This is a genomic window from Pseudomonas arvensis (genome assembly GCF_056688935.1).
Genome location: NZ_CP162038.1, coordinates 2096559 through 2119651 on the forward strand (window position 1 = coordinate 2096559; position 23093 = coordinate 2119651).

22 protein-coding genes are annotated in these 23093 nt (G+C 60.0%); 8 read left to right on the forward strand and 14 right to left on the reverse strand.

All coding sequences use genetic code 11. The features are described 5' to 3' along the window. Window positions 1-92: 92 nt before the first annotated feature. Window positions 93-998, forward strand: coding sequence for a LysR family transcriptional regulator (locus AB3G88_RS09730; protein WP_099585094.1), 906 nt, complete (start codon window positions 93-95; stop codon window positions 996-998). Between the two features lie 61 nt (window positions 999-1059). Here AB3G88_RS09730 and AB3G88_RS09735 read toward each other — a convergent pair whose 3' ends face one another. The 6 genes from AB3G88_RS09735 to AB3G88_RS09760 form a co-directional block, all read right to left on the reverse strand. After that, on the reverse strand, window positions 1060-1389 hold the full coding sequence (locus tag AB3G88_RS09735; protein ID WP_032886651.1) for a hypothetical protein: 330 nt from the start codon (window positions 1387-1389) through the stop codon (window positions 1060-1062). A 506-nt stretch (window positions 1390-1895) separates the two neighbouring features. Continuing rightward, window positions 1896-2741, reverse strand: coding sequence for an NAD-dependent protein deacetylase (locus tag AB3G88_RS09740; protein ID WP_480453824.1), 846 nt, complete (start codon window positions 2739-2741; stop codon window positions 1896-1898). 9 nt (window positions 2742-2750) lie between these two features. Further along, window positions 2751-3191 carry a CBS domain-containing protein gene (locus AB3G88_RS09745; RefSeq protein ID WP_191960519.1) on the reverse strand — a complete coding sequence of 147 codons (441 nt, stop codon included), beginning with the start codon at window positions 3189-3191 and terminating at the stop codon, window positions 2751-2753. 131 nt (window positions 3192-3322) lie between these two features. After that, window positions 3323-5272 carry a DNA topoisomerase III gene (locus AB3G88_RS09750; protein ID WP_191948482.1) on the reverse strand — a complete coding sequence of 650 codons (1950 nt, stop codon included), beginning with the start codon at window positions 5270-5272 and terminating at the stop codon, window positions 3323-3325. Window positions 5273-5489: 217 nt separating this feature from the next. Then, window positions 5490-7115, reverse strand: a complete 1626-nt coding sequence (locus AB3G88_RS09755; RefSeq protein ID WP_099585090.1) for an MFS transporter — start codon at window positions 7113-7115, stop codon at window positions 5490-5492. A gap of 65 nt (window positions 7116-7180) precedes the next feature. Continuing rightward, window positions 7181-8827 (reverse strand): GMC family oxidoreductase, encoded by a 1647-nt coding sequence (locus AB3G88_RS09760; RefSeq protein WP_158876485.1) that lies wholly within the window; start codon window positions 8825-8827, stop codon window positions 7181-7183. Between the two features lie 129 nt (window positions 8828-8956). On the opposite strand from AB3G88_RS09760, the gene AB3G88_RS09765 reads away from it, so the two are divergent. Then, window positions 8957-9847, forward strand: coding sequence for a LysR family transcriptional regulator (locus tag AB3G88_RS09765; RefSeq protein WP_099585088.1), 891 nt, complete (start codon window positions 8957-8959; stop codon window positions 9845-9847). Between the two features lie 42 nt (window positions 9848-9889). Here AB3G88_RS09765 and AB3G88_RS09770 read toward each other — a convergent pair whose 3' ends face one another. The 3 genes from AB3G88_RS09770 to AB3G88_RS09780 are packed head-to-tail and all read right to left on the reverse strand — an operon-like array spanning window position 9890 to window position 12925. After that, window positions 9890-10987, reverse strand: a complete 1098-nt coding sequence (locus AB3G88_RS09770; protein ID WP_480453827.1) for a DNA alkylation repair protein — start codon at window positions 10985-10987, stop codon at window positions 9890-9892. A 22-nt stretch (window positions 10988-11009) separates the two neighbouring features. Further along, window positions 11010-12356, reverse strand: a complete 1347-nt coding sequence (locus tag AB3G88_RS09775; protein ID WP_480453830.1) for a glutamine synthetase family protein — start codon at window positions 12354-12356, stop codon at window positions 11010-11012. Between the two features lie 11 nt (window positions 12357-12367). Then, on the reverse strand, window positions 12368-12925 hold the full coding sequence (locus AB3G88_RS09780; protein WP_099585085.1) for a helix-turn-helix domain-containing protein: 558 nt from the start codon (window positions 12923-12925) through the stop codon (window positions 12368-12370). Window positions 12926-13191: 266 nt separating this feature from the next. Between AB3G88_RS09780 and AB3G88_RS09785 the strand changes: the two genes are divergently transcribed. After that, the gene (locus AB3G88_RS09785) at window positions 13192-13650 is read left to right on the forward strand and encodes an REP-associated tyrosine transposase (protein ID WP_112194516.1); all 459 of its coding nucleotides are present in this window, start codon (window positions 13192-13194) and stop codon (window positions 13648-13650) included. 149 nt (window positions 13651-13799) lie between these two features. Here AB3G88_RS09785 and AB3G88_RS09790 read toward each other — a convergent pair whose 3' ends face one another. Next, window positions 13800-15956 carry a WG repeat-containing protein gene (locus AB3G88_RS09790; RefSeq protein ID WP_480453833.1) on the reverse strand — a complete coding sequence of 719 codons (2157 nt, stop codon included), beginning with the start codon at window positions 15954-15956 and terminating at the stop codon, window positions 13800-13802. A gap of 167 nt (window positions 15957-16123) precedes the next feature. On the opposite strand from AB3G88_RS09790, the gene AB3G88_RS09795 reads away from it, so the two are divergent. Both AB3G88_RS09795 and AB3G88_RS09800 read left to right on the forward strand, forming a co-directional pair. Further along, window positions 16124-16432 carry an RcnB family protein gene (locus AB3G88_RS09795; protein ID WP_099585083.1) on the forward strand — a complete coding sequence of 103 codons (309 nt, stop codon included), beginning with the start codon at window positions 16124-16126 and terminating at the stop codon, window positions 16430-16432. Between the two features lie 76 nt (window positions 16433-16508). Then, complete coding sequence (locus AB3G88_RS09800) at window positions 16509-17702, forward strand: MFS transporter (protein WP_099585082.1); 1194 nt, start codon at window positions 16509-16511, stop codon at window positions 17700-17702. Here AB3G88_RS09800 and AB3G88_RS09805 read toward each other — a convergent pair. The 4 genes from AB3G88_RS09805 to AB3G88_RS09820 form a co-directional block, all read right to left on the reverse strand. Beyond that, window positions 17665-17937, reverse strand: coding sequence for a DUF1652 domain-containing protein (locus AB3G88_RS09805; RefSeq protein WP_099585081.1), 273 nt, complete (start codon window positions 17935-17937; stop codon window positions 17665-17667). The two genes, AB3G88_RS09800 and AB3G88_RS09805, sit on opposite strands and share 38 nt — an antisense overlap. A 103-nt stretch (window positions 17938-18040) precedes the next feature. Further along, window positions 18041-19537: a PAS domain S-box protein gene (locus tag AB3G88_RS09810; protein WP_112194520.1), complete on the reverse strand. Its 1497-nt coding sequence runs from the start codon at window positions 19535-19537 to the stop codon at window positions 18041-18043. A gap of 184 nt (window positions 19538-19721) precedes the next feature. Further along, window positions 19722-20609 carry a nitrilase family protein gene (locus AB3G88_RS09815; RefSeq protein ID WP_112194523.1) on the reverse strand — a complete coding sequence of 296 codons (888 nt, stop codon included), beginning with the start codon at window positions 20607-20609 and terminating at the stop codon, window positions 19722-19724. Window positions 20610-20842: 233 nt separating this feature from the next. Next, on the reverse strand, window positions 20843-21088 hold the full coding sequence (locus AB3G88_RS09820; protein WP_099585078.1) for a DUF6124 family protein: 246 nt from the start codon (window positions 21086-21088) through the stop codon (window positions 20843-20845). Between the two features lie 396 nt (window positions 21089-21484). Between AB3G88_RS09820 and AB3G88_RS09825 the strand changes: the two genes are divergently transcribed. From AB3G88_RS09825 to AB3G88_RS09835, 3 genes are read left to right on the forward strand one after another with little or no spacing between them, the layout of a single operon-like run. Continuing rightward, entirely contained in the window at window positions 21485-21829 is a 345-nt protein-coding gene (locus tag AB3G88_RS09825) for an FKBP-type peptidyl-prolyl cis-trans isomerase (protein WP_099585077.1), read from the forward strand. Between the two features lie 24 nt (window positions 21830-21853). Next, window positions 21854-22291 (forward strand): T6SS immunity protein Tdi1 domain-containing protein, encoded by a 438-nt coding sequence (locus AB3G88_RS09830; protein ID WP_480453836.1) that lies wholly within the window; start codon window positions 21854-21856, stop codon window positions 22289-22291. A 22-nt stretch (window positions 22292-22313) separates the two neighbouring features. Next, entirely contained in the window at window positions 22314-22910 is a 597-nt protein-coding gene (locus AB3G88_RS09835) for a GNAT family N-acetyltransferase (RefSeq protein WP_191960475.1), read from the forward strand. Window positions 22911-23093: the final 183 nt, after the last annotated feature.

Below are 23093 nucleotides of genomic sequence, written 5' to 3' on the forward strand. Positions count from 1 at the left end.
AGTGTTGCGCCGACGGATTGATTTGTTAAGTTGTTTTTTAAGGTTGATTGATTTAGAAAACAGCATAGTCCATTCCCGTTCGGAGCAGCGTCATGACCGTTAAGCAGATGCGTGCGTTTCTCGCCGTGGCCCAAAGCCTGAGTTTTGCCGCTGCGTGCGAGCGCTTGCACCTCTCTCAATCGGCGTTGAGCCTGACCATTAAAGGTTTGGAGGAAGGCTTGGGGGGCCGCTTGTTCAGCCGTAACACCCGCAATGTCGCGCTGACGCCGGAAGGTGAATCCCTGTTGCCCCTGGCGCGCCGGCTGATTGCTGACTGGGACAATGCCGAGGACGAATTGCGCCAACGGTTCACCCTGCAACGCGGACGGGTCACTGTGGCGGCGATGCCATCGTTTGCGGGCAATTTGCTGCCGCCGATCCTGAAGATATTCCGCGCACGTTACCCCCAGGTGAATGTGACGGTGCACGACTTGATCAACGAACAGGTACTGGAAATGGTCCGCGACCGCCAGGTGGAACTGGGCGTAGCGTTTGAGCCGTCGGAAGGCTCGTCACTGGCGTTCACGCCGTTGTACCTGGATCGTTTCATTGCCGTAGTGCCGGGTGATTCACCTCTGGCGCAATGTGCCGAGATCGATTGGGCGACCTTGCTGGAGCAGCCGTTCATCACCTTGCAGCGGCCGTCCACGGTGCGGGTAATGCTGGAAGAACACTTGGGCGCCTTACAGATGAAACTGCCCGTGGCGTTGGAAAGCCATCAATTGGCAACGGTGGGCAAGATGGTTGCCAGTGGCCTGGGCGTCAGTGCCGTGCCTGCATTGTGTGCACGGCAGATGGAAGAGGCAGGTGCCCATTGCATCACCTTGAACAGTCCAGTGATCGAGCGGCCGATTGGTGTGCTCACCAAGCCGGGGCATGAGCTGTCGGCGGCGGCACAAGTGTTGTTTGATATTTTTCGCGACGAAGCCGGCAAAGGACGATTTCCGGCAGTGTTGTAAGAGTGCAATTAAAAAGCCCGCTCGAACTAACGAGCGGGCTTGAATGTTTAATGCTGAGTGATCAGCAGTATCTATCAATCACCTTGACTTGCGACTGGCCTTTAAGGTTCTGCCATTCGGTATTCAATGTATGAAAGACCTGCTCGATAAAGTTGCGATCAGCCGCGGCCTTCTTGCCGACATAACCTTGGCCACGGCGATACACCTTCAGGCGCGCTGCCAGCTCACGGTTATTGCGGTCAAACTCGGCTTCTTCGGTATTGGGCTCCAGGCAGTCAAGTTGCACTTCGCCCGATTTGCCAATCCACAGGATATGGTCGTCGAGTGTGTCTTTCTGCGCTGCGAACATCTCAGCCAATTCGTCGATAGTTGGTTGGTTGTTCAGATTCATGTGTAAGCCCCTTGACCAGTTGGCGATCTATCAGTTGATTCCGTTAAAACTGCTTAGTTGTCTCCGGCGTTGAAAGCCGGGCGTCAGTGACGGTCTGCCGAATACGGGCAGGGTCTTGAACCTGATGCATGTAGTCTTGCTGATGAACTGCTACGCAATGGTTTCATAACGAAGACAAGCAGCGTTTGAGCTCCTTGTACCTATCCCTTTCGAGACGGGTCAGCTTCATCAATCTGCCTTGTGGGCAGTGCACATCCGGAAAAAACAGCTCGGCGGTCAGACGAGCTCTTTCAAAACGCTTGTTACCAACGCTCCCGATCCGGGAGACGTCTCGATAATGCAAGGACAAAAAGGTTACGTCAACGATTATGTAGTGATTATTTTTAGTCACTACATAAATTGCCGTGGGGACGGGGAAATGCGGGAAAACGTGACTTGGGCGTCATTTTCTGGAGCTGACGGTCAAGCCGTAAAGGCGCTTTTGTGGCAAGCGGGCTTGCGGCAGGTCAGGTCAATCGATCGACAAGCAGGGGTAACAACCGCTCGCACGACGCTTGGATCTTTACCTGCAACAACTCATCCCCACGGGTCTTGCCGAGGTTGATGGCGATCACCGGTTTGCCTTGTTCAACCGTGGCTTTGCATAGGCGGAACGCCGAATACGCCATCAGCGATGAACCCACCACCAGCAACCCCTCGGCGTGCTCCACGGCAGCCATCGCCTTGGCTGCGGTGTCCTGAGCGACGTTCTCGCCAAAAAACACCACGTTCGGCTTGAGCCGCTGGCCGCCGCAATGGGGGCAACTCGGAACCAGGAAGCGCTCTTCAAACGCAGGATCAAGCAGGGTATCGCCATCGGGTGCCTGCACCGCGTCGACGCCAGCCAGGTAGGGATTCTGGCCTTCCATCAGTTGCTGGATCACATCGCGCTCGCTGCGTTGCTGGCAATCCAGGCACAGCACCCGATGCAGGCTGCCATGCAGTTCGATCACATCGTGACTGCCTGCTTGATCATGCAGGGTGTCGACGTTTTGGGTGATCAGTCCGCTGATTTGCTGGCGTTGTTGCAGGGTCGCCAGTGCCAGGTGCGCCTTGTTCGGCTCGGCAATACGCACCCTCGGCCACCCCAGCATCGCACGCGCCCAGTAACGGCGGCGGGCTTGTGGGGTGGCGAGGAATTCCTGGTACATCATCGGCGCCTTGCCCCGGCGCACGCCTTCGCTGTCACGGTAATCGGGGATGCCCGACGATGTGCTGATCCCCGCACCGGTCAGCACCAGAAAGCGCCGTTCGGCCATGGCGCGGAGCAGGGTGTCGAGGTGGTCTTCCTGGTGTTGCAGGCTGTCGAGCATGGGGGCTCCCTATTCGCCGCGGATGTATTGCTCCAGTTGTTTGATCAGATCGGCCTGTTCGGCAATGGCTTCTTTTACCAGGTCACCGATGGAGAGCAAGCCGAGCAATTTGCCATCCTCAACCACGGGCAGGTGACGCAGGTGGCTGTCGGTCATGATGTTCATACATTCGTCGACACTTTTGTGGGTATCGACGGTGATCACCGGGGAACTCATCACCTCGTGGACCTTGGTAGTGACCGACGATAGACCCTTGAGCATGATTTTACGTGCGTAATCACGTTCGCTGATGATCCCCACCACCACGTCTTCCTTGACGACCGGCAAGGCCCCGACGTTTTTCTCCGACATCCGCACCAGCGCTTCAAACACGGTGTGGTCCCATTGGATGGTGTGGACGTCCTGGTTCTTCTGGTCCTTGGCTTTGAGCACTTGTGCAACGGTTTTCATGGCGGCCACTCCGGTGTTGTTGTTAGGAAATCAGCAGGTCCCTACAGAATCCTAGACGTCCAACGCGGGAGCAAGGTCCAAAGCGGCGCTAAACCCGTCGAAAAACGTCATTCGCCGGATTTTTTCTGCATTTAGCCTGCATTTGTTGGCTTTTTAGCTCGCTTGGGGCTGGCGGCGGTCTTACGTGGGGCGGCCTTGCGCTTCTTTTTCCACGGCGTGGCGCCTCGACCCGCGGGGCTCGCCGGCCCGGTAATGGTCATGCGCATCCCATTGCAGCGCGCCACCTGCTTGCTCATCCACGCCGCCTGCTTGGCGACGAATTCTTCCAGGCTCATTTCACCGCTTTGCACCATGTCCAGTGCCTGCTCCCAGATGGCAGTGGTGCCAGGGTCGGCAATGGCCCGAGGCACAGCGTCGATCAGGCTGAACGCCGCCGGGGTGGCCGACAGCGCCTTGCCGTTTTTCACTAGGTAACCTCGGTCGAGCAGGCCCTGGATAATCCCGGCTCTGGTGGCTTCGGTGCCGATACCGGTGGTGTCCTTGAGTTTTTGCTTGAGCAGCGGGTCTTCCACCAGCTTGGCAACGTTTTTCATCGCCTTGATCAGGTCGCCTTCGGTAAAGGGTTTGGGCGGCTGGGTCCACAAGTCCTTGAGGTTGACCTTGGCCACGGCATAGTCCTGGCCCTGTACCAACGTCGGCAAGGCTTGTGGTGCGGGGGCTTCACGGCCCTTGGTCGGCGCCAGGGCTTCGGGCAAGGCGCGTTTCCAGCCTGCTTCGATCACCACCTTGCCCACTGCGCGCAAGGCAAAGCCCGCGCAGTCGAAATCCGCCTGCGTGCGATCGTATTCATGGTTGGGCAGAAACTGCGCCAGGTAGCGCGCACGAATCAGCGTGTACACCGCTCTGTGTTTGCCTGTGAGCTGCCCGACGTCCTTGCCGGCGCCCGTTGGAATGATGCCGTGGTGGGCGCTGACCTTGGCGTCGTTCCAGGCCCGCGAGCGGCGTTGGGGATCGATATGGGGCATCAGCTCGTTGACCGCTGCGTCGGCGCGGCCCAGAGCGGCAAGAATCTTCGGCGCATCGCTGTGCTGGCTCACGGGCAGGTAGCCGCAGTCACTGCGTGGGTAGGTGATGACCTTGTGGGTTTCGTAGAGGGATTGGGCGATGTCCAGGGTTTCCTGGGCGCCGAGACCGAGTTTCTTGGAACAGATTTCCTGCAGCGTGCCGAGATCGAAGGGCAGGGGCGCCACTTCGCGCATACGTTCGGTACGCAGTTTTACCAGGCGTGCGCTGGCGGCGTTGCTCATCGCATCGGCGGCTTCACGGGCAAGTTGAGGATTGAGGCAGCGGCCTTGATCGTCGCAGGCGTCTTCGGCGGCACGCCACTGGGCGGTGAAGGTCATGCGCTCGTGACGCAGGTCCACATCAATGGCCCAATAAGCCACCGGCACGAAATCGGCGATGCTGCGGTCGCGGTCCACCACCAGGCGCAGGGTCGGGGTTTGCACCCGGCCTACCGGCAACACACCTTGATAACCGGACTGACGCCCCAGTAGGGTAAACAGACGACTCATGTTCATGCCGATCAGCCAGTCGGCACGGGAGCGGCCCAGGGCCGAGTGATACAGGCTGAAGGTTTCGGCACCCGGCTTGAGCGCTGCCAGGGCTTTGCGAATGGAAGCGTCATCCAGCGCCGATAACCACAAACGCTGGATCGGCCCGCGATAACGACAGTGCTCCACCAGCTCGCGGGCGATCATCTCGCCCTCGCGGTCGGCGTCGGTGGCGATCACCAGCTCCTGGGCTTCCCCGAGCAGGCGCTTGACTGCCTTGAACTGGCTGGCGGTCTTGGGCTTGACCCGCATCTTCCATTTTTCCGGGACGATTGGCAGGTCGGCCAGCACCCAGCGCTTGTACTTTTCGTCGTAGGCGTCGGGCGGAGCGGTTTCCAGCAGATGGCCGATGCACCAGGTGACTGTGACCCCATTGCCCAGCCAGCACCCGTCGCCCCGGCGACTGGCGCCAAGCACGGCCGCGATATCCTTGGCCTGGGAGGGTTTTTCACAGAGGTACAGCCGCATGGTCAGCCCATTCGTTTCACAGTTGAATGGAGAGCAGGATGGGCATAAGAAGGGAATTGAGCAACTATTATCTGTATGGATATACAGCTATTTATGTAGGCGCTGGGGAATGAATGTGGAAGGGGGCTTGCTCCCGATAGTGGCATACCAGTCACTGCAACGCTGACTGCACCATCGCTATCGGGGGCAAGCCCCCTCCCACAGGGGATCTTCGGGATCAGTTTTTATCGATATCCACATGCCGCGTTTCTTTGAGGCAGATCATCCCCACGATCAGGCTTACCCCGGTCACGACCACCGGGTACCACAGCCCGTAGAAGATATCCCCGGTGTACACCACCAGCGCAAACGACACGGTCGGCAGGAACCCGCCAAACCAGCCATTACCGATGTGGTAGGGCAAGGACATCGAGGTATAGCGGATGCGCGTCGGGAACAATTCCACCATCAGCGCCGCCAGCGGGCCGTAGCACATTGCCGCGATCAGGATCAGTGCGACGATCAGCACCACCACCATGACCTTGTTGACCTGAGCCACATCCGCCGAAGTCGGATAACCGGCCAGGGTCACGGCGCCGCGCAGGGCCTTTTCGTCAAAACCGTCGATGCGCACCTCGCCCACGCTCACCTGCACCGGGCTGCCGGCGGGTGCGGCGGCGCTGCTGTAGGGCAGGCCTTGCTTGACCAGGAAGGTCTTGACCTTGTCGCACGGGCTGTCAAATTTCGCCTTGCCCACCGGGTCGAACTGGAAGGTGCAGGTGGCCGGGTCGGCGAGTACGGTGATGGGGGCTTGAGTGCTGGCCTGGTCCATCGCCGGGTTGGTGTAGTGCGCCAGGCTCTTGAAGATCGGGAAGTACAGCACGGTGGCCAGCAGCAGGCCGAGCATCAGCACCGGCTTGCGGCCGACCTTGTCCGACAGCCAGCCAAAGAAGATAAAGAACGGCGCGCCGATCACCACGCTGATAATCAGCAGCATGTTGGCCAGCGCCGGGTCCATCTTCAGGAACTGCGTGAGGAAAAACAGCACGTAGAACTGCGACGCGTAGAAGGTCACCGCTTGCCCGCCGTTGATGCTGAACAGTGCAATCAGCACAACCTTGAGGTTTTCCCATTTGCCGAACGACTCACGGATCGGCGCCTTGCTGGCCTTGCCTTCCTCTTTCATTTTGAGGAACGCTGGCGACTCGTGCAGGCTCATGCGGATCCAGGTGGAAATGCCCAGCAGCACGATGGAAAACAGGAACGGAATCCGCCAGCCCCACACTTCGAACTGGTCACCGGTGAAGTAACGGCAGGCCAGCACTACCAGCAGCGACAACAGCAGGCCGATGGTCGCGGTGGATTGAATCCAGCTGGTATTGAGGCCACGTTTGCCGGCCGGTGCATGCTCGGCCACATAGGTTGCCGCGCCGCCGTATTCACCGCCCAGCGCCAGGCCTTGCAGCATGCGCAGCACGATCAGGATGATCGGCGCCGCGATGCCGATGCTGGCGTAAGTCGGCAGCAGCCCGACGCAGAAGGTGGCGACGCCCATCAGGATGATGGTGACGAGGAAGGTGTACTTGCGCCCGATCATGTCGCCCAGCCGGCCGAATACCAGCGCGCCAAACGGGCGCACCACAAAGCCGGCCGCGAAGGCCATCAAGGCAAAGATAAACGCCGTGGTGTCGTTGACCCCGGCAAAGAACTGCTTGCTGATCACGGCCGCCAGGGCGCCGTAGAGGAAAAAGTCATACCACTCGAACACCGTCCCCAGGGACGAGGCGAAGATGACCTTTTTTGAGTCGTTGGTGCTGCTGGCGGTGTTGACCGTCGAGCCCAAGGGTTGAGCATGTTCTGACATCGGGTAGCCCTCACAGTGATTATTTATTGTTGTTCCACTGTCGGCGCCAGGTGCGGCGCCGCTATTCAGATTGCATGAACCAGTTCTTTCTCCGGGGCGAGGCTCCTTGTAGGCGGCGAAAGGATCAGCTGCGCGGCTTTCTCCGCGATCATCAGCGTGGGTGAACAAGTGTTGCCGGAGGTGATGCGCGGCATGACCGAGGCATCAGCGATGCGCAGGCCGGGCACGCCATGCACCCGCAGTTGCGCATCGACCACTGCGTCTTTGTCACTGCCCATGCGGCAGGTGCCCACCGGGTGGAAAATCGTCGTGCCGATACGGGCGGCGGCTTCGTGCAGTTCCTCTTCGGTTTGCAGCGAATCACCGGGCAGGTATTCCACCGGTTTGAACTGGCTCAGGGCGGGGGCGGCGACGATGCGTCGAGTCAGGCGAATCGCGTCGGCGGCCACGCGCAAGTCTTGCGGATGGCTGAGGTAGTTGGGCCGGATCAGCGGCGCATCCGCCGGGTTGGCCGAGCGAATATCGATACGGCCACGGCTTTGCGGGCGCAGGTCGCACACCGAGGCGGTGAACGCCGGGAACGCGTGCAACGGTTCGCCGAAGCGCTCCAGGGACAGCGGCTGCACGTGGTATTCAAGGTTGGCCGAAGTCTGTTCCGGGCCGGAGCGGGCAAAGGCGCCGAGCTGACTGGGTGCCATCGACAGCGGGCCGCTGCGGTCGTACAGGTAGCGCAGGCCCATGCCCATCTTGCCCCACACGGTGCCGGCGATCTGGTTCAGGGTGCGGGCGTTTTCCAGCTTGTAGATCAGCCGCAATTGCAGGTGATCCTGCAGGTTGCCGCCCACGCCAGGCAGTTCATGCAACACGTCGATGCCCAAGGGCTTGAGCACGCTGGACGGGCCGATGCCGGAGCGTTGCAGAATGCCCGGCGAGCCCACGGAGCCGGCGCACAGCACGATCTCCTTGCGCGCCTTCCAGCTCATCTGCTGGCCGTTTTGACGCCCGACCACTGCCGAGGCGCGGCCGTTTTCCAAGACCACGCGGTCGACTTCGACTTCAGTCAGCACGGTGAGATTGGGACGTTGGCGAATAGGCTTGAGAAACGCCTTGGCGGCGTTCCAGCGCACGCCGGCCTTCTGGTTGACCTGGAAGTAACCGCAGCCTTCGTTATCGCCTTCGTTAAAGTCATTGATATTGGCGATGCCACTTTGCGCCGCCGCCTCGCGAAACGCATCCAGGATCGGCCACGACAGGCGCTGCTGCTCGACGCGCCATTCACCGCCGTCGCTGTGGAACTCGGAACCACCGGCAAAGTGGTTTTCGCTTTGTTTGAACAGTGGCAGCACGTCTTTCCAGGCCCAGCCGAGGTTGCCCTCAGCGGCCCAGCCGTCGTAGTCCTGGGCCTGGCCGCGCATGTAGATCATGCCGTTGATGGACGAGCAGCCGCCCAGCACCTTGCCGCGCGGGTAACTCAGGGCACGGCCTTGCAGGCCTTCCTGGGCTTCGGTCTTGAAGCACCAGTCGGTGCGCGGGTTGCCGATGCAGAAGAGGTAGCCGACCGGGATATGGATCCAGGGGTAATTGTCGCGGCCACCGGCTTCGAGCAGCAGCACGCGGTGGGCGGGGTTGGCGGACAGTCGATTGGCCAGCAGGCAGCCTGCGGGGCCGGCGCCTACTACCACGTAATCGTATTCAGCAGCTGCAATGGGCATCTGAGGTCTCGCTTGTTTTTCTTATTGACTCCATCCTAGTTGTTAGTTTTCGTCTTAAAAATGTTAGTTTTTACCCAGCTGCTGTGCGTTTTTAAACAGCGCTGCCCTGGCTGATGGAATGGAGGCGATATGTTCGACTGGAATGACCTGCGGTTCTTTCTTGAGCTCCAGCGCAGCGGCCGCCTGCTCACCGCTGCGCAGCGCCTGAAAACCACCCACGCCACCGTGGCCCGGCATATCGAGGCTATCGAGAAGAGCCTCGGCACCGCGTTGTTCGTGCAGCATGCCCAAGGCTATGAGCTGACGCCTTCCGGCGAAGCGCTGCTCAAACACGCCGAAGCCATGGAAAACGTCGCACTGCTGGCCGAAGACGAACTCACCCATTGCGCCGCGCCCCTGGGCAAGATTCGCCTTGGCGTGGCTGAAGGGCTGGGGGTGATGTTCCTCGCCAGTCGCATGGGCGGGTTGTTCGACCGTTATCCGGGATTGGAGGTGGAACTGGTGGCGGTGCCGCGCTTTGTCAGCATCCTCAACCGCGAAGCGGAAATCAGCATCCATCTCGAACGCCCCAGCGTCGATCAACTGGTCACCCGCAAACTCACCGATTACCGCCTGGCGCTCTACGCCAGCCGCGCCTACCTGGACCGCAGTCCACCCATCGAAAAACGCGAAGACCTCGCCGCCCATGCCTGGATCGATTACGTCGACGACCTGCTGTTCAGCCAGGAGCTGAAACTCCTCAGCAGCTTCTGCCGCAATCCCAAAGTGGTGTTTCACAGCACCAGCGTCATCGCCCAGCACCAGGCGGCGCGCTCCGGGTTGGGCATTGCGGTGTTGCCGTGCTTCATGGCCTCGGGCGACCCGGATCTGGTGGCTGTGTTGCCGGGGGAGGGGATCCAGCGCAGCTACTGGATCAGCTCGCGTCGGGAGCTGCACAAGTCAGTACGATTGCGGGTGTTGTGGGATTACGTGGTGGAACTGTGCGCGCGGGAGCAGGGGTTGCTGCTCGGCGAACCTTGACTGAAGAAACCGCCCCTCCCACATGGGTGCTCTGGTGTGGGTTCAGTCGCGCAATTCGAATGCAGCACTGCCGAGTCTTTCGCCATTGACCATCACATGCACCACATGCCGACCGGGGTAGTGCTTGCGTGTGGTCAGTTCGCGGATGTGTTGCTCGCGACTGATGCGCTGCTGTTCTCCGGCCCCCAGGGTAAACGCCTTGAGCTTGAATACCTTGCTCGCGCTGTGCCCGGCGCTTTTCACATAGTCGATGGCGTAATCCACCACCAGTTTTTGCGCAGTGACCGCAGTGGATTCCAGGCTGAACGACAGGTTGATCCGTTCCCCCAGCCTGATCACCGCCGGCGTCACGCTCAGGTGATGGAGCTTGACCTCGGCCTTGGCCCCCGCGCCCATGATCGTCAGTGCGCGGGTGTTGCCTTGCTTGATCAGGCTGCGCAGCGCATGGCGGGCGATCCAGGCGGTGTGGGGGTTATCGAGGTTCCAGCCTTCGATCAGGCCAAGCACCCACTCGGGATGGTCCTTGGTGACGTCATTGAGGTGGTTGGCCACGGACTTGCGCACGTAGAGGCTCGGATCGGCCTTGAGGTTGTCGAGGATCGAGGCGCATAACGCTGGGTTGGCCTGCACGTCGGCCAGACGAAACGACCACGGTAAACGCGGTCGCGAACCTTCGCTTGCCAGGCGGCGCACGTGGTCGTTGTCATCCAGCGACCACTGCTGCATCACCGCCAAGGTGCGTGGGAAGTCTTGAAGCAGGAAGTGACGAATGGCGAATTCGGCGGAGCCAAAGGTAGTGAAGTACTTGAGTGCCGCCATGGAGCGCTTGAAGTCCGCCAGGCCGTAGCTCGCCACGTAGTGCGGCAGAAACAGGCTGACAAACCCGCTGTTCAGGCGGGGCGCGAGGGCGTAAAGCAGTTTGAGGCTTTGCGGATAATCCAGCGGGATCACCGCATGCAGGCTTTCGCTGACCCGTGCCACGCGCTGCATCACCGACAGCTCGGCCAAGCCGGCCTTGGCGTGTGCGAGGAAGCCGTTGGCGTCGAACGCCGGGTACACCGCCGTCATTTCCGTGGCGATATGTTGCAGGCGTTCGACGTTGAAGATGTCCTTGAGGGCCGGGGCGCTTGGGTCGGTCATCGGTGATTCCTTGGCGGTTGAGTCAGAGAAACCAGCGGTATTCCCGCGCGTGGATTTCTTGCTGGAAGGCCAGGTGATCCTGGCGCTTGTTCTCGCAGTACACGTCGACAAATTCGGCGCCCAGCTTATCGCGCACTACCGCTTGATGCTGCATGGCACGCACAGCGTCGAGCATTTCGACGGGGAAGTCGGTGCCGCTGGCGCGGTCCTCGTTCAGCGGTGGGATGGGCTCCTGTTTGGCGTCGAGGCCATGCTCCAGACCGACAAGGATCGCCGCCAGCACCAGATACGGGTTGGCGTCGGCGCTGGCCAGGCGATGTTCGATGCGCAGGTTGCGCGGGTCGGACTCGGGGACGCGCACGCACGCGTCGCGGTCTTCAAAGCCCCAGCAGGCGCGGGTGGCGGCGTTGACCGTGCCGCCCAGGCGGCGAAAGGCGTTGTGGTTGGGCGAGAAGATCGGCATGCAGTGTGGCAGCAGTTCCAGGCAACCGGCGACGGCATGGCGCAGCGGCTGCTGTTGATGCGCCGCCAGCAGGTTATTGCCCGCGCCGTCATACAGGCTGACATGCACATGCATGCCGCTGCCGGGAAATTGCAGGTAAGGCTTGGCCATGAAGCTGGCGCGGTAGCCGTGCTTGAGTGCCACGCCGCGGGTGCTGCGGCAGAACAGGGCAGCCCAGTCGGCGGCGCACAGGCCGTCGCCCTGGTGGCCGAAATTGATCTCGAACTGGCCGGGGCCGAGTTCGGCGGTGATCACCGTGATGTCGATGCCCTGGTCCTTGGCGGTCTGGGCCATATCGTCGAGTACTTCGCTGAAACGCGACAGCCGTTCGATATGCAGGTTGGGCTGGTCGTCGGCGTCATTACTCAGCGGGTCGCGGGCGAATTGCGGCAGGCCGTTGTCGAGTTTCTTGTCGAACAGGTAGAACTCCAGTTCAAACGCCACCACCGGGTGAATGCCCTTGTGGTGCAGGCGCTCCAGCACCTTGGCCAGCACTTCACGCGGCTCGAACTCGATGGGCGCTTCGGTGCCGTCGGAAGTGATCAGCATCTGCCCCAGGGGCTGCGATTCCCAGTTCACCGGCTTGAGCGTGCCCGGCACCAGGCGGCGGTTGGCGTCTGGGTCGCCGTCGTTGAAGCAGTAGTCACCAATCTTGAACAGCCCGCCTTGGGCGCCAAGCAGCACGGCGTTCTGCGGCAGTTTCAACGGGCTGCCGGCGGCGACCTTTTCCAGCATCTCGATCGGGTAGCGCTTGCCGTAGAAATGCCCGGGAAGGTCCAGGGCGATCAGGTCGACGTAGCGCACGTCGGGGTGGTTCTGGCGAAAGGTCCGTACTTCGGCCAGTAACGTGGCGGCATGGCTTTTCACGGGTGCAGCTCCTAGTTGTAAACCCACAACACGCGGGCGGGCAGGTCGGTCAGGTTGGCGTAGCGGCAATGGGCGAAACTGGCCAGGTGGAAACTGTCGCCGGGGCCGAGGGTGACCGAGTCGGCCTGGCCTTCGACCCACAGTGTCAATTCACCTTCGAGCACAAAACCGGCCTGCTCGGCGCGGTCGCTCATGGTCTGTTCACCACTGTTGGCACCGGGCGCCAGCAGGCTGTCGAGTATCGAAAACGCACCCTTCATGCTGGGGGAGACCAGGATGTCGGTGATCCCATTGGCGTAATACACCGTGCGCCGCTCGTTGGGACGGGTGATCCAGTCCACCGCTTTGGGCTTGGGTTGGCTGTAGAAATAAGTGGTGGGCACGTCGAGGGCGTGGCTGATGGCCGTCAGGTCTGCCACGGTCGGGCGCGACAGGCCGCGCTCTACCTGGGACAGGAAGCCTACTGAACGCTCGATCTTTTGCGCGAGTTGGGCGAGGGTCAGCTTCTTATGCTTGCGAAGGTCGTGGACCAGGCTCGCCAGCGCGTCGAGTTCTTCTTGTTGGTTCATGAAATTTATGTCGAGAAATTTCATGAAAAATTACAGCATAAATTTCACGCAGGCAATGGTTGGCCGAGATTCAAAGGCAGCCCCCCTCCGGCCACTGGGTTTTTCCAGAGGGATTTCGGTTCGGCTTTTTGGGGCTGCTGCGCAGCCCAGCGGGAGCAAGCTCCCTCGCCACAGGGGGTGACACATTGAGAAATTGAGTCAGGCAGGGTCACCCTGTGCGCCTGCTAGCTTGAATTAATCATTTATCGATTTGAGTGAGCAAAGGATTGCGTCAAAAACCCAACTCTCATTTATTACGGCGTGGCCGTTACTCGGAATCGGGCCGTGCGTATCTGGTAACTGCTGTGGTTTATCAGCGCCGTCCAGTATTCACCAACGTTCAGCTCGGCCGGTTATTGGTTGCGGAACTCAAGCAGGTTCATGATCTGAAACGGGTCAACTCGCTGGCGTGGGTCATCATGCCGGATCATTTCCATTGGCTGTTTGAGTTGCGAGACGCGGCCTTGTCTCAAGTGATGAGGCAAGTGAAGTCATGCAGCACGTTGACCATCAATCGAGCCTGTCGTACCCGAGGCGCCTTTTGGCAAAGCGGTTACCACGACCGTGCGGTCCGTGCCGAAGAAGACTTGATCCGTATCGCCCGCTACATCATTGCCAACCCGTTGCGTGCTGGCTTGGTCGAGCATATTGGCGACTACCCGCTTTGGGATGCCGCCTGGCTTTAAGGTGGTGCACTTGTGGCGAGGGAGCTTGCTCCCGCTGGGCAGCGAAGCGGCCCCAACCCGATCACCGCGTTCGCTCAGGCGGACTGCGGTGGGGCTTTTGGGGCTGCTGCGCAGCCCAGCGGGAGCAAGCGCCCTCGCCACGGGGGCGGTTACTCGCGTTGGTAGCTGTCCACCTGTACGCCGTCGGCATTGAACACATTCACCCGGTTTTCGTCTTTCGCGTCCCAGATGCTGTACGTCGCGTCGTTGCTGTTGGTGGGCAGGCTGTAGGTGGTGTACGAGCCGAGTTTTTTCACCAGGGTGTTGTTTTTGTCGATCAGCACCAGGCCTCTGAAACCGTCCATTTCCGCCGAGGCGAGGTTTTTCTGGAAGGGGTTGAGACGGGTGTACTTCAGGGGCACGCGCAGTTTGCCGGTCAGGTCGAGCGCGCCGTAGCGTTCACCTTTTTTGACCACGGCCATGCCATTGGAGAACGGCTCGACTTCGTCATAGGGCAAGCTGATGGGCAAGGGTTTGCCTTCGGCGTCGATAAAGCGGTATTTCCGGTTTTTGCGGTCTTGCAGCAGTTGCGGCTGGCCCTGGATAAACGCGCCAATGGCCGTGCTGCCTGGTGGATTGAGCTTTTGCAGTTTCAGCGTATAGATGTCGATTTGCCCCCCCTCAGCCGAGGTGGTGTAGAGGTGGTCACCGACGACGTCGATGTTGGAGAAACGCGGCGCCAGTAGTTCCTTGCCGGCCAGGTTCCACACGCCGTAGGAGGAGTCGCCACCGTAGGTCTTCAGCCCAGGCCGGGCAATGAACAGGTCGCCGACTACCTGAACATTGACGTACTTCATCGGCACCACCACTTGCTGCTTCTTCACGTCGTATACGCCGTAGGGCCCGTTCGTTTCGCGTTCGACGATCATCAGCTCATCATTGAGCGGTTTTTCGATGATCTCGAACGGTAACTCCTTCAAGGTGTGCCCGCCGGGCACGAACGCAAAGTACTTGAATTGCAACTGGCTCCAGCCATCTTTCTGCGGTGTCCTGCCCACCTGCATGTTGAATACACCGGGCATGGGGCTGTACTCGATGCGCTCAAAGCGCGGCTTGACCACCCATTGGCCGTTGCTGTCGATAAAGCCGCTTTTTTTCGTGGCATTGTCGTAAGCGATATAGCGAGCCTGGGCCGGCACACTGTTGTGCATCTCCAGCGTCAGGGGTTGCGGTTGGGCGGGGTCCAGCAGGTAGATGACGATGCTCGCCGGGGTGTCTTCGAACTGGTAGGTGGCTTGCACGTTGGTCAGGGCACCGTCGCTGTCCGGCAGGCCTTTGACGAACTGCTCCAGGTGTTCCTGCAGTTCGGCGCTGGTGGTATAGCGGGAGAACTGGTCCTGCATGCGCAGCAGTTCGTCGTAGTAAGCGCGCAGGTTGGCCTTTTGCTCGGCGGTAGGCGAAGAGTTGCTGCTGTTGCCGCCGCTGTAGAGTGTCTTTCCGTCGGCGCTCAAGCCCTCGATCACGTAGGTCTTGTCCTTTGGCGTGGCCAGCAGCAGGGACGCACGCTCGTCAGCCAGGGCGGTCAATTGGTAGACCTCGCCGTTGTCGCCGGTAACTTTCGGATGCTTGGGGTCCAGCACGATCTTTTTGAAGCCAGGGTAGCTTGGGTAGGTGAGGGTGACGCTGACGCGTTCTACCGGCTTATTGACCTTGAGTTCGACCGTGGAGGTGTCCTGTTCTTCGCTGATGTTGGGCCTAACGTCGGCAAACGCCTGCTGCGTCCCGTCGCGAAAGTACAGGGTGTGTACCGCGTAACGTTCCTCTTCGCGCTGGTCGGGCAGGGCGCCACGCTTGAGCAACTCGCGGATCGGCTCCACGTCCAGTTTCAGCCCCGAGCGATTGTCGAAAAAGAACTGCTCGAACGTCGGCTTTTTCTGTGCGAGATCTTCCAGCGCGGTTTTCAGCTCGGCAGCGGGGAAGGGGACGAAGGGATCGTCATAGCGCAGCTGTTTTTTCTCGCCGGGCGACTCGGCAGTGTCGGCTACCGGCGAAATTTCCAGGCGCATGCTTTCGATCATTGCGATCTGGTTGATGCTGTCGCGCGCGTCCATTTCCAGGTAGTTCAGGCGTTTTTTCGCTTGCGCCAGTGTCAGGCTGTGAAGGTCGTCCACCGCGCCTTCATTGAGCTGCTCATCGCTGTATTCGGTGCCGCTGACCAAGCCCGTGATGACGTGCCGGTCAAACAGGTAATAGGCCGCGCCGCCGATGACGGCGACCACCACCAGGGCGCTGGCAAGAAGTTTGGTTCGGGTCAGGGCGGTTTTCATTATTGTCAGACTCGAGAATAGGGCTGGCGCAAGGTTAGCAGGTGAACGGTGGCGGGGAACGAGTGGCATAAGCACAGTGCGCGATACCAGGCGGATTTCATACGGTGAATGATTGCGCGCGCCTGCGGTCGGAACCTGGGTACGCGCCATTCATTGAAGGAGTACCCATGAAGTCCAAAACTCTCGCAGCCTGTGTTTTAGTCGCTGCCAGCCTGTCCACCGTCAGCTTTGTGGCCCAGGCCGGTGATACGCCCCAGGAAACCGTGCAACCTTCCAACATCAATGCCCGTGATTTAAAAGAAGGCGACCGCGCCCCGGATATCCTGATGCGCAAGGAGTCGGCCGTCAGTGACTGGAAAAAGCGCGGCCTCAAGCAACCCGAGGAAGACAGCCAATGGGCGCGGGTAGGCGATAAGTTCGTGCTGCTCAAGACCACCAACGGCACTATTCTGGAGATCACTCCCGTCAAGAAGTGACCCTCCTTTTTGCCTTGTTCTTGCGTTAAGGTAACCGGCCGCAATGGTCGCGTTACCTTCGGAGAATGAGAGCAGGATGCTTGCCACAATAAGAAACTACCCCCGCACCGTGAACCTGCTGCTGGGCGCCACGTTGCTGCTGACGCTGGCCAAGGCCATCACGTTTCCGTACCTGGTAATCTACCTCACCCACCATTTCACCCTCGACATCACTCAAGTTGGCCTCGTCATCGGCAGCTCGCTGATTGTCGGTTCGCTACTGAGTGTGTATGGCGGTTTCCTCGTCGATCGCATCAACAGCTATCGGTTATTGCTTTGGATGAGCCTGCTGTTTGTACTGGGGTTTGTCGGCACGCTATTGGCGCAGAACATCTGGGCGTTTTATAGCTGCCTGATCCTGATCAACCTGGCCTACGCTGTCATCGACATTGCGGTGAAGGCCGGCTTTGCCAGCCTGCTGCCGGAAGATGCGCGCAGTGAAGTGTTTTCCATCAAGTACACCCTCACCAATATCGGCTACGCGGTCGGGCCGTTTTTCGGGGCGATGGTGGCGAAGCTTGATATCAGCCTGCCGTTCATGTTGTCAGCACTGCTGGGGGCGGGGTTTTTCCTGCTGTATTGGCGCTGGGGCGACCGCAGGTTAACCACGGTGGACGTGGCGCAGAAGCCGGTGTCGTTTCTCGCCGTTGGCCGTGTATTGCTGCAGGACCGTCGGCTGGTGTGTTTCACGATAGGCGGCTTGCTCAGCGCAGTGGTGTTCGGCCAGTTCACGGCCTACCTGTCGCAGTACCTGGTGACCACAACCACGGCTGAATACACCTACACCGTGATCAGCGCCGTGCTCACCACCAACGCGGTGATGGTGATCGCCTTGCAATATGTGATCGGCCGACGCATCTCGCACCGTTACTTGAGCCAATGGCTCATCTTCGGCTTGAGCATGTTCATGCTGGGGTTGATTGGCTTTGCGCTGTCCACCAGCGTGCTTTGGTGGGTGCTGGCAATGGCAGTGTTCACGGTGGGGGAGATTGTGGTGTTTCCGGCCGAGTACATGTTTATCGACCGAATCGCCCCGGACCACCTGCGGGGCATGTACTACGGTGCGCAGAACCTGTCCAACCTCGGCGCTGCACTGGGGCCGGTGTTGTGTGGGCTGGTGCTGGCCAATCTGCCGGCGCACACCATGTTCTACATGCTGGGGGCGTTCATTGTGGCGGGCGGGGTGTTCTATTTCATTGGTTCGTCGTTGAAGGAAAGTCATCCAACGTAAGTTTGCCCATGGTGTTGCTGTGCAGTTCGTAGCGCAGCTCTTCCACCATTTTTTCCACTTCTTGCGGGGTCTGCAGGCGGTTGGTGCTGATCCCGGTGACCACCAGGTCAACCCGACCGGTATCGGCGTCATAGACCTTGAGGGTCAAGGACGCATCCCGGCACAGGGTGAATTCGCAGGTCAGTGGCGACAGGCCTTCTTCGATGCAATTTCGCAGTTGGGCGAGGGTAAACATGCGTGTTCCTTCAAGACGTCCGGTTAGATGCCTTGAAGGTTATTGCGTGCACCGCTGCGCCATAAGTTGAATTCGCACTAGCCGCTCTAGTGCATTTGCACTGTCAGGACTTGTTTTTCAGGCGCAGTTCGCCGGCAAACAGCCCGCGTTCACGGGCCCAAACGATGGCCGCGCTGCGGCTGTGCACCCCCAGCTTGGAGTACACCGTGGCCACGTGATTGCGTACGGTGTTGGGCGCCAGTTTCAGGCGTGAGGCGATTTCTTTGTCAGCCAGACCTTCGCAGATCAGCCCCAGCACATCGCGCTCACGGGCGGTGAGGTCGGTGAAGCTGATATTCGGCGCGTTGGGGCTGTTGACACTCTTGGCGTTGGCCAGTTTCTCGATCAGGGTCTGGCTGAACCAGGACGCGTCCTGCATCACTTCCTCAATGGCCGCCACCAATTCCAGCTCCGAGCGCTTGCGTTCGGTGATGTTCATCAGCACCAGCAGGTAGCAGGGCACGTCCTCGATGATCACGGTGTCGGCGGACACCACGCAGTCGATCACCTCGTTGCCTTTTTTGCGCACCTTGAGATCCTGGCCGTCGAGGTTGCCCGCTTTCTCCAGGGTGGTGAACAACTGCGTGCCCGCCTGGGGGCTGTCGATAAAGTCGATGTCTTCGATGGATTTGCCGATCAGCTCTTCGCTGATATAGCCGGTGATGCTCATAAACGCTTCGTTGACGTCCACCACCTGGCGGTTGGCGGCGTTGCACACCAGCGTGGGCACCGGCGTGAGGCGGAACGACTTGGCAAAACGCTCTTCACTCTGGCGCAGGGCCACTTCGGCCTTGCGTCGCGGCTCCAGGTCGGTGAACGAAAACAGCATGCAGTCTTCCTCGTTCATGTCCAACGGCTGGCCGGCGACGATCACCAATTTGCTGCCGCCGTCGGGCAGTTTGAGTTCGGCCTGCATCTGCGGGATCGTCGCGCCTTCGCCCAGGCGCTGGATAGCCAGGTCTTTGCGCTCGGCCTGCTCCAGCACGTCCAATTCATACACTGATTTACCGATGACCTGGTCACGGTTGTAACCGGTCATCTCCAAAAAGCCCTGGTTGACCTTGATGTAGCGCAAGTCGCTCAAGCGGCAGATCACCGCAGGCGCGGGGTTGGCGTTGAAGGTTTTTTCGAAGCGCTGCTCGGCGCTGGCCCATTCGGTGGCGTCGCTGAGGATCAACACCAGCAGCTCCGGCTCGCCGTGGGAGTCACTGATCACCAGGCTGCGCAGGCGGTGCACCCAGGTTTTGTCCGGGTCGGCGGTGGGCGTGACTTCCACCACCACATCGCTGAATTCATCACCGGCCGCCGCGCGGGCCAAGGGGTAGTTATCCAGCTGTACGGGATGGTTGTTGCGGTACCGCAGGGCGAAACGCTCGGCGTAGGCTTGAGTGTTGGCGCCCAGTGCCTGCACGTCATCCACGCCGTGCATGGTCAGCGCGGCTTCGTTGGCCCACAGGATGGTCTGGTCGACTTCCGCGAGGATGATCCCATCCGAGAGCCCGGAGATGATCTGCTGCAGTTGGCGGCGGTTGGTTTCTTTGGCAAGGACGTCCTGGCTCATGGTGTCTCCCTGGGAAAGCGCATGCAAACTCCGACAGCCAGGGGGCCGGATAGTGCAAAGAAAATGCGGTCGGAGGGAGGTATGAATGCACGCGATTGGAGGGTGCATTTGAGCCAGGGCTAGCCCTTTGTGCCCGCGCCGAGCGCGAGCGACAACCACAACAAGCCCCGCAGGCATATTGGTTTCAACGAGGCAGCGCGTGGTGCCGGGTGTATCCCAACATTTGATCGTACAGATCCGCACGTCGATCCCGTTGCAAGTCGTTCAAGTTGTTCCAGATCGGCGCACTGCGTGCCCTGCTCAGGTCGACATCCGCAAACAGCACCTCTTGCTGATCGGCGGATGCCACCTTGCCGATCGGCCAACCGTTGGTGCCTGCAACCAGTGAGCATCCCAGATAACGCGCATCACGTTCCTGGCCGATTCGGCTTGCGGCGGCGATAAATACGTTATTGACGTGTGCCGCCGTCATCGTCAGGTAAGACGCCATGCACTTGCCCGCTTCGTCGAACAGTGGGGGAGGCGTCCAGACCCAGTTGTTCAAACTGCAAATAATATCGGCACCTTGCTGACCGAGAATGCGCGGCACTTCGGGAAACCATATGTCCCAGCAGATCAGCATCCCGATGCGGCCGATGGGCGTGTCGAACACTGGAAAACCGGTATTACCGGGGGTGAACCATAACTTCTCCAGGTTCCACAGATGAGCCTTGCGGTACTTTCCGATCATACCGTTCGGGCCTAGCAGCACGGCAGTGTTGAACAATTGCAGTTCATCGACTTCATTGAGACCGGCCACCAGGTAAACCTGATGCTTGCAGGCAAAGTCGACCCATGCTTTTACGCTAGGTCCCCCTGGGACCGCTTCGGCGTGGGCGAAGGCATCCTGGCGGTCAGCAAAGAAATAGCCGCAGTTTGAAAGCTCCGGCAACACGATCAATTTGGCGCCACCGTTGGCGGCCTGCGCCGCCAGCTCCAGGCTAAGGCGCAGGTTTGCGCGGCGGTGGTCAATCCCCACCTGGGGATCGAATTGCACGACAGCGACACGGACAGGGCTTATGGATGGGTTCATGACGGGTGTCCTCTTTGGGGAATAGGGTTGGCTGTCCATAAGAGGTGATGCGCAGGCCGGAGAATATCGGGCGCTTCTGCTTGGGGGGTCAGGTAGCTCCTGAAATAAGCGAAGGTCCTGCTGCCGCTGCTGCCGCTGCTGCCGCTGCTGCCGCTGCTGCCGCTGCTGCGCAGCCCAGCGCAAGCAAGCTCGCTCCGCCACGGCAAGCTTGCTCGTCATAAGGTCGCGCAGGGTTAGCGCGGCTGCACGCATTCCAGCGAGCGATCCACCATCACGCTTGCCATGTCCACCAGATGCATGACCGACAGCACCAGCGTGCGTGAAGTACCGTCCAATTGATCCCCCGCCGTTTGTGCGGCCACGGCTGCGCAACGCAGTACGCTGCTGGCGTGGGCCAGGGCGTCTTCGAAGCTGACGTCTGGGGTGGTGGTGAAGAAATGCAGTTCTGAAGCGGGTGGTGCGGGGACAAGTTTGTCCATGGGTTCAACTCCTAATCTAAGTTGGAAAGCCACCACCGTCGCTACCAAACGACTTTAGGGTGGTGACCGTACGCAGATTGGTAGACCGGTGATTAGGACCCGGTGCACCCGAAGGTGCCCTGCGCACGGCCACCATAACGCAGGGCCGAAAAAAAGCGCCTTGCAGAAGGGGGCGCTTAGCGCCTAATCACTCGTGGTCTACCAAACCCCGAATCACTGAATTGGCAGTGACCGGCGAAGACTAGCCAGCGGATTTGAGCGGCGCAAGCGGTTGGGATTCTCTCGGAAACGTCCCGCAAGTTAAAGGGAAATGTCGCTGCTCCAACTTTTCCTACACTTGCCAAACCCCACCGATTCTGGGAGAACCCCAGCCTTTACGCCTTCAACGAGAACCCGATGAATCACGACGAACTCCAGATCACCGACATCCGCCAGGGCACCGGCAAAGCCGTGGTGAAGGGCGCGCTGATCACCACTCAATACACCGGCACCCTGGAAGATGGCACGGTGTTCGATTCATCCTGGGAACGGGGCAAGCCGTTCCAGTGTGTGATTGGCACCGGGCGCGTCATTAAAGGCTGGGACCAGGGCCTGATGGGCATGCAGGTCGGCGGGGTGCGCACCTTATACGTGCCGGCGCACCTGGCCTACGGCGAACGCTCAATGGGTGCGCATATCACGCCCCACAGTAATCTGCGCTTTGAGATTGAGTTGCTGGAAGTACTGACGCGGGATGATTGAGTCGTTTCGACGCAAGGAGGCTGCATGAACATACTTCACGTATTGCGCGACAGCTGGGGTTGGGCGGGCATTGACCCTGTTGAGGTCGTAGGCGCTACGGCGTTCGGCAATTTGATGGTCAGGGACGAACAGGGCCACTACTGGCGAGTCTGCCCCGAGGCGCTTTCCTGCGAAGTGATCGCCGAGACCCGCGCGGCCTTGGATGAAGTTTCCAAAGATCAGGTCTTTCTGCACGACTGGTATCTGCAACCGATGGTGGATCAGGCCGAGGAGATGCTGGGACCGTTGGCGCAGGGTGAGGTTTACCATTTCGTTATTTCGCCGGTGTTGGGCGGCGAATACGCCAGCGACAATGTGCGTCGGCTTGATCATGTCGAGCAGCTTCGGTTCTGCGGTGATCTGGCGCGTGAGATCAAGAATTTGCCTGACGGCGCACAGGTGAAGCTCAGGATTGTGGATTAGTGGCTTGTAAGGACAGCACGTTATGGATTGCATGACTCATCTTCCTCTGAGTACCTTCCCCGATATTCGAGTCGTGGCGCTTACCGTGGCTGACGATGTCGAGCTACAGCATTTTTTCGAGCAGGCGCCGGATTACTTCATCGCGGTCAATGGCGAGCCGGCCACGCCAACCGAAGCGCACGACGAGTTGCAAAACCAGCTTCCACCGGGCTGGTGTTGCAGCCGAATCTACTGGCTGGGGTATCGCGGGGCGCACGGGCAACTGGTCGCTGTGGTGAATATCGCGGCGGATTTGCTCGCTGAGGGCGTCTGGCATATCGGCCTGTTGCTGGTCGACTCGCGCTGGCATGGCAGCGGCCTTGCGCAGCACCTGCATGCTGACCTTGAGCGCTGGGCGATAGGGAACGGCGCCCAGTGGCTGCGGCTGACGGTGGTGCTGGGCAATACCCGCGCCGAGCGCTTCTGGCCCAGGCTTGGGTATGTACCGGTGCGCACTCGTGATGGGGTTGCGATGGGGCGGCAGGTGAACAGGGTGTCGATTCAGATCAAGGCGTTGGCGGGTGGGAGGGTTGAGGACTACCTGGCGTTGGTTGAGCGGGATCGACCAGGCACACCCTAGACGCGATGGCCTTCCTTATTGGGGCCGCTTCGCGCCCCAGCGCGGCAAGCCCGCTCACCACAACAAGCCTGCTCCTGCATTTGATTTTCTGCGTGTGCAGAGCCGGTTCCTGAACCCATCCTGAAGAATCTTCTTATTCACCAGGCGGAAACTTTCCTACGGTTTACTCTCCTGAAATCGGGG

Excerpts from the sequence above, each read along its gene's own strand:
- AB3G88_RS09835 (WP_191960475.1), top strand. The coding sequence starts at position 22,314 with ATGGATTGCATGACTCATCTTCCTCTGAGTACCTTCCCCGATATTCGA.
- AB3G88_RS09760 (WP_158876485.1), bottom strand. The coding sequence starts at position 8,827 with ATGCCCATTGCAGCTGCTGAATACGATTACGTGGTAGTAGGCGCCGGC.
- AB3G88_RS09795 (WP_099585083.1), top strand. The coding sequence starts at position 16,124 with ATGAAGTCCAAAACTCTCGCAGCCTGTGTTTTAGTCGCTGCCAGCCTG.
- AB3G88_RS09810 (WP_112194520.1), bottom strand. The coding sequence starts at position 19,537 with ATGAGCCAGGACGTCCTTGCCAAAGAAACCAACCGCCGCCAACTGCAG.
- AB3G88_RS09830 (WP_480453836.1), top strand. The coding sequence starts at position 21,854 with ATGAACATACTTCACGTATTGCGCGACAGCTGGGGTTGGGCGGGCATT.
- AB3G88_RS09750 (WP_191948482.1), bottom strand. The coding sequence starts at position 5,272 with ATGCGGCTGTACCTCTGTGAAAAACCCTCCCAGGCCAAGGATATCGCG.
- AB3G88_RS09745 (WP_191960519.1), bottom strand. The coding sequence starts at position 3,191 with ATGAAAACCGTTGCACAAGTGCTCAAAGCCAAGGACCAGAAGAACCAG.
- AB3G88_RS09805 (WP_099585081.1), bottom strand. The coding sequence starts at position 17,937 with ATGTTTACCCTCGCCCAACTGCGAAATTGCATCGAAGAAGGCCTGTCG.
- AB3G88_RS09765 (WP_099585088.1), top strand. The coding sequence starts at position 8,957 with ATGTTCGACTGGAATGACCTGCGGTTCTTTCTTGAGCTCCAGCGCAGC.
- AB3G88_RS09815 (WP_112194523.1), bottom strand. The coding sequence starts at position 20,609 with ATGAACCCATCCATAAGCCCTGTCCGTGTCGCTGTCGTGCAATTCGAT.
- AB3G88_RS09800 (WP_099585082.1), top strand. The coding sequence starts at position 16,509 with ATGCTTGCCACAATAAGAAACTACCCCCGCACCGTGAACCTGCTGCTG.
- AB3G88_RS09770 (WP_480453827.1), bottom strand. The coding sequence starts at position 10,987 with ATGACCGACCCAAGCGCCCCGGCCCTCAAGGACATCTTCAACGTCGAA.
- AB3G88_RS09730 (WP_099585094.1), top strand. The coding sequence starts at position 93 with ATGACCGTTAAGCAGATGCGTGCGTTTCTCGCCGTGGCCCAAAGCCTG.
- AB3G88_RS09755 (WP_099585090.1), bottom strand. The coding sequence starts at position 7,115 with ATGTCAGAACATGCTCAACCCTTGGGCTCGACGGTCAACACCGCCAGC.
- AB3G88_RS09820 (WP_099585078.1), bottom strand. The coding sequence starts at position 21,088 with ATGGACAAACTTGTCCCCGCACCACCCGCTTCAGAACTGCATTTCTTC.
- AB3G88_RS09740 (WP_480453824.1), bottom strand. The coding sequence starts at position 2,741 with ATGCTCGACAGCCTGCAACACCAGGAAGACCACCTCGACACCCTGCTC.
- AB3G88_RS09735 (WP_032886651.1), bottom strand. The coding sequence starts at position 1,389 with ATGAATCTGAACAACCAACCAACTATCGACGAATTGGCTGAGATGTTC.
- AB3G88_RS09825 (WP_099585077.1), top strand. The coding sequence starts at position 21,485 with ATGAATCACGACGAACTCCAGATCACCGACATCCGCCAGGGCACCGGC.
- AB3G88_RS09790 (WP_480453833.1), bottom strand. The coding sequence starts at position 15,956 with ATGAAAACCGCCCTGACCCGAACCAAACTTCTTGCCAGCGCCCTGGTG.
- AB3G88_RS09780 (WP_099585085.1), bottom strand. The coding sequence starts at position 12,925 with ATGAACCAACAAGAAGAACTCGACGCGCTGGCGAGCCTGGTCCACGAC.